This window comes from Streptomyces sp. NPDC059092 (assembly GCF_042756365.1).
Taxonomy (GTDB): domain Bacteria; phylum Actinomycetota; class Actinomycetes; order Streptomycetales; family Streptomycetaceae; genus Streptomyces.
In genome coordinates this window covers 1-12,950 of sequence record NZ_JBHZEJ010000065.1, presented here as the reverse complement: position 1 = coordinate 12,950, position 12,950 = coordinate 1, and the positions used below count along the sequence as shown (strand labels likewise).

The 12,950-nt window shown below is 69.2% G+C and carries 4 protein-coding genes and 1 tRNA gene; 1 reads left to right on the top strand and 4 read right to left on the bottom strand.

Translation table 11 applies throughout. From position 1 onward, the window contains the following. Nucleotides 1–147: 147 nt before the first annotated feature. The 3 genes from ACFXPL_RS29100 to ACFXPL_RS29090 all read right to left on the bottom strand — a co-directional run bounded on the left by ACFXPL_RS29100 (nt 148) and on the right by ACFXPL_RS29090 (nt 9,610). Nucleotides 148–2,988, bottom strand: a complete 2,841-nt coding sequence (locus ACFXPL_RS29100) for a DNA translocase FtsK (protein ID WP_384925153.1) — start codon at nt 2,986–2,988, stop codon at nt 148–150. Between the two features lie 111 nt (nt 2,989–3,099). Further along, on the bottom strand, nt 3,100–3,768 hold the full coding sequence (locus ACFXPL_RS29095) for a response regulator (protein ID WP_329822575.1): 669 nt from the start codon (nt 3,766–3,768) through the stop codon (nt 3,100–3,102). Nucleotides 3,769–4,045: 277 nt separating this feature from the next. Continuing rightward, nucleotides 4,046–9,610: a HAMP domain-containing protein gene (locus ACFXPL_RS29090; RefSeq protein ID WP_384925150.1), complete on the bottom strand. Its 5,565-nt coding sequence runs from the start codon at nt 9,608–9,610 to the stop codon at nt 4,046–4,048. Between the two features lie 377 nt (nt 9,611–9,987). Between ACFXPL_RS29090 and ACFXPL_RS29085 the strand changes: the two genes are divergently transcribed. Beyond that, nucleotides 9,988–12,612 (top strand): SpoIIE family protein phosphatase, encoded by a 2,625-nt coding sequence (locus tag ACFXPL_RS29085; RefSeq protein ID WP_384925149.1) that lies wholly within the window; start codon nt 9,988–9,990, stop codon nt 12,610–12,612. Nucleotides 12,613–12,674: 62 nt separating this feature from the next. Here ACFXPL_RS29085 and ACFXPL_RS29080 read toward each other — a convergent pair. After that, nucleotides 12,675–12,747 (bottom strand) — tRNA-Thr (locus ACFXPL_RS29080). Between the last annotated feature and the right edge of the window lie 203 nt (nt 12,748–12,950).

Here is a 12,950-nt window from a genome sequence, read left to right as displayed (position 1 = left end):
TACGCGCAAGGGAAACGGTTGCCCTTCGGCTTCCCCCGAAATCAGATTGAAATCCCGGCGCATCCGGGTGAGTGCCTGCGCGTCCGGACCAACCGGTCAGCTCGTCGTACGGGCACGGGGCGGCCCCGCGTGCCCGGGTCGGAGGCCTTACGGAGCCGACTCCCCGCGGATGATGGCGAGGACCCCGTCCAGTTCGTCCGCCTTGACCAGGACGTCGCGGGCCTTGGAGCCCTCGCTCGGCCCCACGATGTTCCGCGACTCCATCAGGTCCATCAGCCGGCCGGCCTTGGCGAAGCCGACGCGCAGCTTGCGCTGGAGCATCGAGGTCGAGCCGAACTGGGTGGAGACGACCAGCTCGACCGCCTGGCAGAGCAGGTCGAGGTCGTCACCGATGTCCTCGTCGATGTCCTTCTTCTTCTGCGTCCCGACCACGACGTCGTCCCGGAAGACGGGGGCCATCTGGTCCTTGCAGTGCTGGACGACGGCCTGGATCTCGTCCTCGGTGACGAAGGCGCCCTGCATACGGGTGGGCTTGTTCGCCCCCATCGGCAGGAAGAGGCCGTCGCCCTTGCCGATCAGCTTCTCGGCGCCCGGCTGGTCGAGGATGACCCGGCTGTCCGCCAGTGAGGAGGTGGCGAAGGCGAGCCGCGAGGGTACGTTCGCCTTGATCAGCCCAGTGACGACGTCGACCGAGGGCCGCTGGGTGGCGAGCACGAGGTGGATGCCGGCGGCACGGGCGAGCTGAGTGATCCGGACGATGGCGTCCTCGACATCACGCGGCGCGACCATCATCAGGTCGGCCAGCTCGTCCACGATGACCAGCAGGTACGGGTACGGCGACAGCTCACGCTCGCTGCCTTCCGGCGCCTTGACCTTTCCCGCGCGCACCGCCTTGTTGAAGTCGTCGATGTGCCGGAAGCCGAAGGCGGCGAGATCGTCGTAGCGCAGGTCCATCTCGCGCACGACCCACTGAAGCGCCTCGGCGGCCCGCTTGGGGTTGGTGATGATCGGTGTGATCAGGTGCGGGATGCCCTCGTACGCGGTCAGCTCAACCCGCTTGGGATCGACGAGGACCATCCGGACGTCCTCCGGGGTCGCCCGCACCATCACCGAGGTGATCAGGCAGTTGATGCAGGACGACTTGCCCGAACCGGTGGCGCCCGCGACGAGCAGGTGCGGCATCTTCGCGAGGTTGGCCATCTCGTAGCCGCCCTCGACGTCCTTGCCGAGCGCGACGAGCATCGGATGGTCGTCCTCGGCCGCGGCCGCGAGGCGCAGTACGTCGCCGAGGTTGACCATCTCGCGGTCGGTGTTCGGGATCTCGATGCCGACGGCGGACTTGCCGGGGATCGGCGAGATGATCCGTACGTCGGGGCTGGCCACGGCGTACGCGATGTTCTTGGTCAGCGCGGTGATCCGCTCGACCTTCACGGCCGGGCCCAGCTCCACCTCGTACCGCGTGACCGTCGGGCCCCGGGTGAAGCCGGTGACGGCCGCGTCGACCTTGAACTCCTGGAAGACGGTGGTGAGCGAGGCGACGACGGCGTCGTTGGCGGCGCTGCGCGTCTTGCCGGGGCCGCCGCGCTCCAGCAGGTCCAGCGAGGGCAACGCGTACGTGATGTCCCCGCGGAGCTGAAGCTGCTCGGCGCGCGGCGGCAGCGGCCTGTCCAGCTCGGGCGTGGGCTTGGTGAGATCGGCGACGGCCGCGACGCCCGGTGTCCGCCTCCCGGCCCCGCGCGCCGTCGGCACGGCCACGGGGCTCTCCTCCGCCGCGTCCGTACGCTCCCCGGGGCGGGCCGCGGGCCGTTCGTCCGCGCGCTCCCCGGGGCGCCGCTTACGGTCCACGGAGACGCCCTGCGTGAGGTCCGCGACGATCGGCGAGGGCGGCATGCCGTTGAGCACCGCGCCGTCCAGGGCTGCCGCCGCCGCGGCCGCCACGTCCACGGCGTCCATCCGCCGGTCCGCCGCAGGCTGTACGGAGGGCCGGCGCGGTCGGCGCCGCTTGGAGAGCGCCTCGACCTCGGCCTGGTCGGGGTCGTACTCCCCGGCCGCGCCCCGGCGCCCGGGGGAGCGCCGCCGGCCGGAGGGCAGCGCCTCGCGCCACTGCTCGTCGTACCGCTCGTCGTCGCCGGGGTGGGCGTCGTACTCGTGGTCGAAGGGCTCCGCCTCGTCGTGCGGTTCGACGATGCCCAGCTTGACGCCGAGCAGCCGCAGGCGCTGCGGGATCGCGTTGACGGGGGTGGCGGTGACCACCAGCAGTCCGAAGACGGTGACCAACAGGAGCAGCGGGACGGCCAGGACCTCGCCGGTGGTGAAGATCAGGGGGGTGGCGGCGGCCCACCCGATCAGGCCGCCCGCGTCGTGCATCGCCTCGGCGCCGTCGCTGCGCCCGGGGGCGCCGCAGGCGACGTGGACGAGCCCGAGCACACCGATGACGAGGGCGGAGAGCCCGATGACGATCCGGCCGTTGGCCTCGGGCTTCTCGGGATAGAGGATCAGCCGGACGGCGATGGCGCCGAGCAGTATCGGTACGAGGAGATCGAGCCGGCCGAAGGCGCCGGTGATCAGCATCTCGACCAGGTCGCCCACAGGGCCGCGGAGATTGGACCAGGTGCCCGCCGCGACAACCAGCGCCAGGCCGAGCAGGAGCAGGGCGACGCCGTCCTTGCGGTGGGCGGGGTCGAGCCCCTTCGCGCCGCGTCCTATGCCGCGGAGCATCGCGCCGACGCCGTGCGCGGCGCCCAGCCAGACGGTGCGTACGACCCAGAGCACTCCCCCGGTGGGGTTCGGGGCGGGCTTGGGCGTAGGCCTGGCCGCCGCCTTCTTGGCGGGGGCCTTCCTGGCCGGTGCTTTCTTCGCGGGCGCGGTCTTCTTCGCCGCCGCCTTCTTGGCGGGCGCCGCTTTCGCGGCACCGGTCGTACGGCCGGCCCGCGGCTTCGCGGCGCCCGCCGTGCCCTGGGAACCCTTGCCGGACGTACGTGAGGCCATGGTGGTGAGGTTACCGGTGTGAACGGCCGGGGACACGTGTGCCTTCCGCTTCACCCGTTCGTGTCGCCCGCAACTCCACAGGAAAATGGACCGGCTTCAGCGGTCGGCACGTCAGTTCTGCGACGGGAGCGAGGCGGAACCGCTCCCCGTGCCCGGCTCCAGCGCGTCGAGCGCCCGCCGGAGTCCGGTGAGTTTGCGCTCCAGGTGCGCGGCGGTCGCCACGGCCGAGGCGTCGGCCGCGTCGTCGTCGAGCTGCTTCGAGAGGGCTTCGGCCTGCTCCTCAACTGCCGCGAGGCGCGCGGAGAGTTCGGCCAGCAGCCCGGCGGGCTCCCGCGCCTCGCCCGCCCCGGCGAGCTGCAGTCTGAGCAGCTCGGCCTGCTCCTTGAGCTGGCAGTTCTTCATGTACAGCTCGACGAAGACGGAGACCTTGGCACGGAGCACCCACGGGTCGAACGGCTTCGAGATGTAGTCCACCGCACCCGCCGCGTAACCGCGGAACGTGTGGTGCGGGCCATGGTTGATGGCCGTGAGAAAGATGATGGGGATGTCGCGCGTCCGCTCACGCCGTTTGATGTGGGCGGCGGTCTCGAAACCGTCCATCCCCGGCATCTGGACATCCAGCAGAATGACCGCGAAGTCGTCCGTCAACAGCGCTTTGAGCGCTTCCTCCCCTGACGATGCCCGCACCAGCGTCTGATCGAGCGCGGAGAGAATGGCCTCCAACGCCAGCAGATTCTCCGGCCGGTCATCGACCAGGAGGATCTTGGCCTTCTGCACCATGGCCGCCCGCCCTCCTCGCCCCGGCATGGGACGCCCCCTGCTCACCGGCCCCGGAGATGCACCGGAGGCCGTTCCAGGGGACGACTCCCTTACGCCGTCCGTCCTTGTGCCGGTCATCGTAGCCGCACCCCGCCTGTCGCCACACCCTGTCACCGTGATGTCACTGCGCTCGAAGCAGAAACGCGGCGGGAGACCAGAAGGTTCCCCGAATATCAGCGGCTCACACGCCCTTGGACACAGCCGGTCAGCACAACGTACTGATTCGCTCACATCCCGCTCAGTCCTCGCGCATCCACTGCTCCATCACGGACAGCAAGTGATCGGGGTCGACCGGCTTGGTCACATAGTCGGAAGCTCCGGAGTCGATGGCCTTCTCCCGGTCGCCCTTCATGGCCTTCGCCGTGAGAGCGATGATGGGCAGCCCCGCGAACTGCGGCATCCTGCGGATCGCCGTCGTCGTCGCGTACCCGTCCATCTCCGGCATCATGATGTCCATCAGAACAAGCGTCACGTCGTCGTGCTGCTCCAGCACTTCGATGCCCTCACGGCCGTTCTCCGCGTACAGCACCGACAGACCGTGCTGTTCCAGCACGCTCGTCAGGGCGAAGACGTTGCGGATGTCGTCGTCGACGATGAGTACCTTCTCACCGGAGAAGGAGAACGTACGACTCTCCGACGGAGCCCCGGACGCCTCCTGACGGCCCGTGGAGGCGGCACCCGCCCCCCAGAACTCCCGCTGCCCCGAGGGGGACCCGCCGGACCCGCCCGGCCCTTCAGGCACCCCTTCAGAGGCTCCTGAGGGCCCACCCGGTCCGCCCGTGGTCTCCTCGGGTCGCGACAAACCGTGCGGCGGAGCGTCCGCGTTCTTCCGGCGGCGGCGGAAAAGCGCCGCAGGACCGGGCAGCTCCGCCGGCGTCGAGGCCTCCAGCCTCGCCTGCCCCAGCGAATCCGCCGTACTGTCGCTCGCCAGGGGCGGCAGTTGCTGCATGCCCGCGGGGGTGAGTTGCGGATAGCCTTGGGGAGGCAGCTCGCTCGGGTGGAGCGGCAGATACAGCGTGAAGGTCGAGCCACGGCCCGGCTCGCTCGCCGCGTGGATCTCACCGCCCAGCAGCCGCGCGATCTCCCGGCTGATGGAGAGCCCGAGCCCCGTACCGCCGTACTTCCTGCTCGTCGTACCGTCCGCCTGCTTGAACGCCTCGAAGATCACCCGCATCTTGCTCGACGCGATCCCGATCCCCGTGTCCGTCACCGAGAAGGCGATCAGATCGCCGTCCACCTCGCGCAGCGAACCCGCCTCCAGCAGCTGCTCCCTGATGGCGTCCGGAACGTCGGAGCCCGCCGGCCGGATCACCAGCTCCACCGTCCCGCCGTCGGTGAACTTCACCGCGTTCGACAGCAGGTTGCGCAGCACCTGCAGCAGCCGCTGCTCGTCGGTGTGCAGCGTCGCGGGCAGCTCCGGCGACACCCGTACGGAGAAGTCGAGCCCCTTCTCCGCCGTCAGCGGCCGGAACGTCGCCTCCACGTAGTCGACGAGCTGCACCAGCGCGATACGGGTCGGGCTCACGTCCATCTTGCCCGCCTCGACCTTCGACAGGTCGAGGATGTCGTTGATGAGCTGGAGCAGGTCGGAGCCCGCCCCATGGATCGTCTCGGCGAACTCCACCTGCTTCGGCGAGAGGTTCGACTCCGCGTTGTCCGCCAGCAGCTTGGCGAGGATCAGCAGCGAGTTGAGCGGCGTACGCAGCTCGTGCGACATGTTCGCCAGGAACTCCGACTTGTAGCGCATGGAGACGGCGAGCTGCTCGGCCCGCTCCTCCAGCACCTGCCGCGCCTCCTCGATCTCGGTGTTCTTCACCTCGATGTCGCGGTTCTGCTGCGCCAGCAGCTCGGCCTTGTCCTCCAGCTCCGCGTTGGACTCCTGAAGGGCCTTCTGCCGGTTCTCCAGCTCCGCCGAGCGCTCCCTGAGCTGCTCGGTCAGCTCCTGCGACTGCTTCAGCAGCACCTCGGTCTTCGAGTTCACACTGATCGTGTTGACGCTCGTCGCGATCATCTCGGCGATCTGGTTGAGGAAGTCCCGCTGGATCTGCGTGAACGGCTGGAACGACGCCAGCTCGATCACCCCGAGCACCTTCCCCTCGAAGAGCACCGGCAGCACGATCACATGCGCCGGGGACGCCTCCCCGAGCCCGGACGAGATCTTCAGATACCCCGGCGGCACATTGACCTGGATGGTGCGCTTCTCCTCCGCCGCCGTCCCGATCAGGGTCTCGCCGGGGCGGAACGCGGTCGGCATGGAGCCCGCCGAGTAGCCGTAACTGCCGCGCATGCACAGCTCGTACGAACCGTCGCGGCCCACGTCCGTGCCGAGCTGCGGCACCGTACCCGTCTGCATCGCCAGGAAGAACGCGCCGTGCTGCGCCGAGACGACCGGGGTCAGCTCGCTCATGATGAGAGACGCGACGTCCTCGAGATCACGGCGGCCCTGCATCAGCCCGGAGATCCTGGCGAGGTTGCCCTTCAGCCAGTCCTGCTCCTCGTTGGCGAGGGTGGTGTCACGCAGGTTGGCGATCATCGTATTGATGTTGTCCTGGAGGACCTGGATCTCGCCCGCCGCGTCCACATCGATCTTGAGGTTCAGATCGCCGCGGGTCACCGCGGTGGCGACGGCGGCGATCGCGCGTACCTGACGGGTCAGATTGCCGGCCATCTCGTTGACCGACTCCGTCAGGTCGCGCCAGGTGCCGTCGACGTCCCGCACCCGCGCCTGACCGCCGAGCTGACCGTCCGTACCCACCTCACGGGCCACCCGGGTCACCTCCTGCGCGAAGGAGGAGAGCTGGTCGACCATGGTGTTGATGGTGTTCTTCAGTTCCTGGATCTCACCGCGCGCGTCGATGTCGATCTTCTTGGTGAGATCGCCCTTCGCGATGGCGGTGGTGACCGTGGCGATCTGGCGCACCTGACCCGTCAGGTTGGACGCCATCGAGTTCACCGACTCGGTGAGGTCCTTCCAGGTGCCGGAGACGCCGGGAACGCGGGCCTGCCCCCCCAGTTCGCCCTCGGTGCCCACCTCGCGCGCCACCCGCGTGACCTCGTCGGCGAAGGACGACAGCGTCGTCACCATCGTGTTGACGGTGTCGGCGAGCTCCGCGACCTCGCCGCGCGCCTCCACCGTCACCTTCTTCGTCAGGTCGCCGTTGGCGACCGCCGACGAGACCCGCGAGATGTTCCGCACCTGACTGGTCAGGTTGTTGGCCATGGTGTTGACGTTGTCACTGAGGTCCTTCCAGATCCCGGTGACGCCACGGACCCGGGCCTGCCCACCGAGGATGCCCTCCGTACCCACCTCACGGGCGACGCGCGTCACCTCGTCGGCGAAGTTCAGAAGCTGGTCGACCATCGTGTTGACCGTCGTCACCAGATCGAGGATCTCGCCCCGCGCGTCAACCGTGATCTTCTTCGACAGATCCCCCTTGGCGACCGCCGTGGTCACCTCGGCGATGTTGCGCACCTGGGAAGTGAGGTTGTTCGCCATGAAGTTGACGGACTGGGTGAGGTCCTTCCACGTACCGGACACCCCCTGGACCTCGGCCTGACCGCCCAGGATCCCTTCCGTGCCCACCTCGCGCGCTACCCGCGTCACCTGCTCGGCGAAGTTGGAGAGCTGGTCCACCATCGTGTTGAGGGTGTTCTTCAGCTCCAGGATCTCGCCGCGCGCGTCCACGTCGATCTTCTGCGACAGGTCTCCGCGCGCCACCGCCGTGGCGACGCCGGCGATGTTGCGGACCTGCGCCGTCAGGTTCCCCGCCATGCCGTTCACGGAGTCCGTCAGGTCCCGCCATACCCCGGCCACACCGGGCACCTGCGCCTGACCGCCCAGCCGGCCGTCCGTACCCACCTCACGCGCGACCCTGGTGACCTGGTCGGCGAAGGCGGAGAGCTGGTCGACCATCGTGTTGATCGTGTTCTTCAGCTCCAGGATCTCGCCCCGGGCGTCCACGTCGATCTTCTGCGACAGGTCTCCGCGCGCCACCGCCGTGGTCACCTGGGCGATCTGCCGCACCTGATCGGTCAGATTCCCGGCCATGGAGTTGACGGAGTCGGTCAGCTCCTTCCACGTACCGCTGACGCCGTCCACCCGCGCCTGGCCGCCGAGACGGCCTTCCGTCCCCACGTCGCGGGCCATCACCGTGACCTGATCGGCGAACGAGGAGAGCTGCGCCACCATCGTGTTGACGGTGTTCTTCAGCTCCAGCATCTCGCCGGCCACGTCGACCGTGACCTTCTGTGTCAGGTCCCCGTTGGCGACCGCCGTCGTCACCTGCGCGATGTCCCTCACCTGGCCGGTGAGGTTACGGAACGCCGTGTTGACGGAGTCCGTGAGGTCCTTCCACGTACCCGCCGCGCCCGGCACCTCGGCCTGGCCACCGAGCCGGCCCTCGACGCCGACCTCCCGGGCGACGCGCGTCACCTCGGAGCCGAACGACTTCAACTGCCCCACCATCGTGTTGACGGTGTTCTTCAACTCCAGCATCTCGCCCGCGACATCCACGGTGACCTTCTGGGACAGATCGCCGTTCGCGACCGCCGTCGTCACCTGCGCGATGTCCCTCACCTGGGTGGTCAGGTTGCGGAAGACCGTGTTGACGGAGTCCGTCAGGTCCTTCCACGTACCCGCCGCGCCCGGCACCTGCGCCTGGCCGCCCAGCAGCCCCTCGGCACCGACCTCGCTCGCCACCCGGGTCACTTCGTCCGCGAAGGTACGGAGCGTCTCGGTCATCTGGTTGATCGTCTCGGCGAGCTGGGCCACCTCGCCGCGCGCGCTCACCGTGACCTTCTGGGACAGGTCCCCGCTGGCGACGGCGGTGGTGACCTCGGCGATGCCCCGCACCTGGTTGGTCAGGTTCCCGGCCATCGTGTTCACCGAATCGGTGAGGTCCTTCCACACCCCGGCCACTCCGGGCACGGTCGCCTGACCGCCCAGCTCCCCTTCCGTACCGACCTCCCGGGCCACACGGGTGACCTCGGAGGAGAACGAGGAGAGCTGGTCCACCATCGTGTTGACGGTGTTCTTGAGCTGAAGCATCTCGCCGGCCACATGGACCGTCACCTTGCGCGACAGATCGCCCTTGGCTACCGCTGTGGTGACCAGGGCGATGTCCCGCACCTGGGCGGTCAACCGGTAGGCCATCGTGTTGACGGAGTCCGTCAGGTCCTTCCAGGAACCCGACATGCCGCGCACCTTGGCCTGTCCACCGAGCTTGCCCTCGGTGCCGACCTCCAGCGCTACCCGCGTCACCTCGACGGTGAACGCCGAGAGCTGGTCGACCAGGTTGTTGACGGTACGGGCCACCTTCAGGAACTCACCGCGCAGCGGACGCTCCGCCCCCTCCACGGAGTGGGAGCGCAGATCCATGCGCTGCTCCAGGTCTCCCTCTGCGACCGCGGAGAGCACCCGGCCGACCTCGGAGACGGGCCGGGCCAGATCGTCCACCAGCGCGTTCGACGCGTCGATCGCGGCGGCCCAGGAGCCCTCACAGGCGCCGGTCTCCAGCCGCTCCGTGAGCTTCCCCTCGCGCCCGACCATGCGGCGTACGCGGGCCAGCTCCCCGGTGAGATGGATGTTGCGGTCGGCGACCTCGTTGAAGACGGCGGCGATCTCCGCCATCACATCGTCCCCGGAGACCGTCAGGCGTTTACGGAAGTTGCCGTCCCGCATCGACACCAAGGCCGTCAGCAGTCTGTTGAGCTCCGCCGCGTCCACCTCGATGGTCCCGTTACCGCGGGTCCGTCCGCCTTTCGCGCGCGTGCTCGTGCCACGCGCCGCCGTGCCAGACTCCACCGTGTCCCTCCCGCAGGGGTTGACCGTACTGCCCGAGCTGTCCCCGAAAGCCTGCCCAGTGTTTCACTGCGGCTCACCGCCGCGACCAACCCTTGGGGCGTGACGGCGCGACCGTCAAATCGTTGAAGCCTACAAGGGCAGGACCGTCCTTGCCGCACCGCCGCCCTCAAGGTCCCTCGAAGTCCTCACGGCCACGAATCCCGCAGGACGGTCTCTGCCACTGCCGCGTACCGACGGGGCACACGTGGCCGCCGGACCATAGCAGCTCCACCGAGTCGGGACTCCGTCACACGTGGCACAGAACGACCGTCTAGCCTGGCAAGCGAATCGAAGCGACAAGAAACGGGCACAGGACTCTGGGGAGAGACGAAACACCAATGGGGAGTGCTGTGATCACCGCGCGTGCGGCTGCCACCTTCGATCCGGTAGGGCGGTCCGTCGCGACCGCCCGTGCCTTTGTCCGCGACACGCTCCAGGGGTGGGGTTACTCGGATGTCGTGGACGACGCGGTCGTTCTCACCAGCGAGCTGGTCACCAACGCCGTCATCCATGCCGGCACGTCCGCCGATGTCCTCTGCCTCCGTACGGAGCAGGGCGTCCGCGTCGAGGTCGCCGACCGCTATCCCGAGCGCGAGGTGCCCATCCAGGGCAGCTCACGCTCCTTCGCCAACGCGGACCAGGAGAACGGCAGGGGACTGCTTCTTTGCGCCGCCCTCGCGTCACGCTGGGGCGTCGAGTACTCACCCGCCTTCAAACGGGTGTGGTTCCAGCTCGAATTGCCGCAGCGCCCGGTGGGCACCCGCTCCGCGGGCCCCGTCCTGCCCACCGACCTGCTCCCCGTCGCCGATGAGCGGGTACGGGTCGCCGTCGTCCAGATCGACCGTACGGGCGCCGTCACCAACTGGAACGAGGACGCCGAGCACATCTTCGGATACCCGGACGAACAGGTCGTCGGAAAACCGCTCACGGACATCGCCGCCTGGCCCCACACGCCGGGTATCGGCACGGGCATCGCCGAAGCGCTCCAGCTCTCGCGCTGGGAAGGCAGTTACGGCATCCGGGCCGCCGACGGCCGCGTCATTGCCGTCTACGCCTCCCACCTCCGCGTCCGCGACACCCACGGTGAGCCGTCCACGGTCTGTCTCCTCGTACGCGACCACGAACGCGCCGTGATCCAGACGCCGCTGCGCACCCCGGCGGCCGAGGCGGGCTCTGAGAGCCGCATCGTGGACCCCTTCGAGGTGTTCATCGGATCCCCGGCGCCCGACGATCTCGACGGGCTCCTCCAGCGCACGGTGGAGCGCGCCCGCGACATGCTGGACGGCGACTCGGCCTTCCTCCTCCTCGCCACGGACGACGAGACGGAGTTGGAGGTACGGGCCTCCACCGGACTCCCCTCCGCCCGCCAGCGCTTCGCGCGCGTCCCGGTGGAGGCAGGCGCGGGGCGCTTCGGCTCGGCGCGGATGCCGGCCGTCCACGAGGACCTGGCCGCGGTCCCTGGCGCCGTTCCGCTCCTCAACGGCACGGGGATGCGTTCCGTCGTCACCGTCCCGCTCAAGGTCGAGGGCCGGCTCACCGGTTCCCTGGGCGTCGCGGCGGAGGGCGCCGGGCGCTACACCAACGAGGAGGCACTGCGCCTCCAGTTCGCCGCGGACCGGATCGCCCTGGCCGTCGAATCGGCCCGCCTCGGCGAGCTGGAACGCCTGCGGCGCGGCTCGCTCTCCTTCCTCGTCGAGGCGTCGGACCTGCTGGCGGGGACTCTGGACCGGGACCAGACACTGGCGCTGATGGCCCAGATGACCGTTCCCACGCTCGCCACTTGGTGCGCCGTCTACACGATCGCCGATCAGGCGTCCGACCCGTACCTCTCGTACGTGCTCCACGAGGACGAGGACCGCATCGACGGCCTCAAGGCCCTCCTCTCCAAGATCGCCCCACCGGACCCGGTGCCCACCCCGGGCGCCCGTATCTGGAACGCCCCGGCGGAGGCGGTCCACTTGGCAGCGTTGCGCACCTCCATGCAGGACCTGGGCAGAAACAGCCCACCGCTCTCCTTGGGGATCGACACGACGCTGGAGACGGCCGCGGCCGTGGGCGGGGAGACCGTCGTCCTGCCTCTCGTGGCCCGCAACCGCGTCATCGGCATGCTGACGCTGGGCAAGCCCTCGGACGACCACTTCCGCCAGGAGATCCTGGAACTGGCGGAGGACCTCTCCCGCCGAGCGGCCCTGGCACTCGACAACGCCCGCCTCTACTCGGAGCGCACGGCCATCAGCCAGGCCCTCCAGCGCAGCCTGCTGCCGCCGGGCCTCCCTCAGGTCCCCGGCGTCGAGGTGGAGGTCATCTACCGGGCGGCGGGCGAGGGCAACGAGGTCGGGGGCGACTTCTACGACCTGTTCCCCATCCGGGACGGTGCTTACGGCTTCGCCATCGGCGACGTCTGCGGTACGGGCCCGGAGGCGGCGGCCGTGACCGGCCTGGCACGCCATGCCCTGCGTCTGCTGGCCCGTGAGGGCTTCAGCGGCCCCGCGGTGCTGGAGCGGCTGAACGCGGCGATCCTCGACGAGGGCGCCCGCAGCCGCTTCCTGACGCTTCTCTACGGCGAGCTGTGGCCGCAGGAGGACGGCAGCGCGGTCCTCAAGGTGGTCTGCGCCGGCCACCCCCTGCCGCTCCGCCTGCGCCAGGACGGCACGGTCGAACCGGCGGCGGAACCGCAGCCGCTGCTCGGCGTCATGGAGGACCTGGAGCTGTACGAGCAGACGGTCACCCTGGACCCGGGAGACGTCCTCCTCTGCGTCACCGACGGCGTGACGGAGCGCAGGGAGGGGACGCGCATGCTGGGCGACGACGGCCTGGCCGACGTCCTCACGACGTGTACGGGCCTCACGGCGGGCGCGGTCGCCGCGCGCGTCCTGCGTGCGGTGGAACGCTTCGCGGCCGAGCCGGCCTCGGACGACATGGCCATTCTCGCGATGCGCGTCCCTGAGCCGCACGCCGACTAGCAGCCACGAACCGACACAAAAGAAAGGCCCCCGCCAACTGGCGGGGGCCTTTCTTTTGCTTGAGCCCCAATACGGAATCGAACCGTAGACCTTCTCCTTACCATGGAGACGCTCTACCGACTGAGCTATTGGGGCGCGGCAACGAGGTAAAGCATACCCGATGATCAGAGGTGCGCACGACCATCCGGACGCGATAGCTGTCCACAAGAGGTCTCGGTCCGCACGGACGAGCCGGCGCCTGCATTCGTAGCGCATGACGTCGAGCGTAAACGGGTCCGGAACGCAGAAATGCCCCGCACCAGAAGGTGCGGGGCATTCCCACAATAATTGTTCGGCGG

Coding starts and splice junctions, on each gene's coding strand:
- ACFXPL_RS29100 (WP_384925153.1), bottom strand. CDS start 2,988: ATGGCCTCACGTACGTCCGGCAAGGGTTCCCAGGGCACGGCGGGCGCC.
- ACFXPL_RS29095 (WP_329822575.1), bottom strand. CDS start 3,768: ATGGTGCAGAAGGCCAAGATCCTCCTGGTCGATGACCGGCCGGAGAAT.
- ACFXPL_RS29085 (WP_384925149.1), top strand. CDS start 9,988: ATGGGGAGTGCTGTGATCACCGCGCGTGCGGCTGCCACCTTCGATCCG.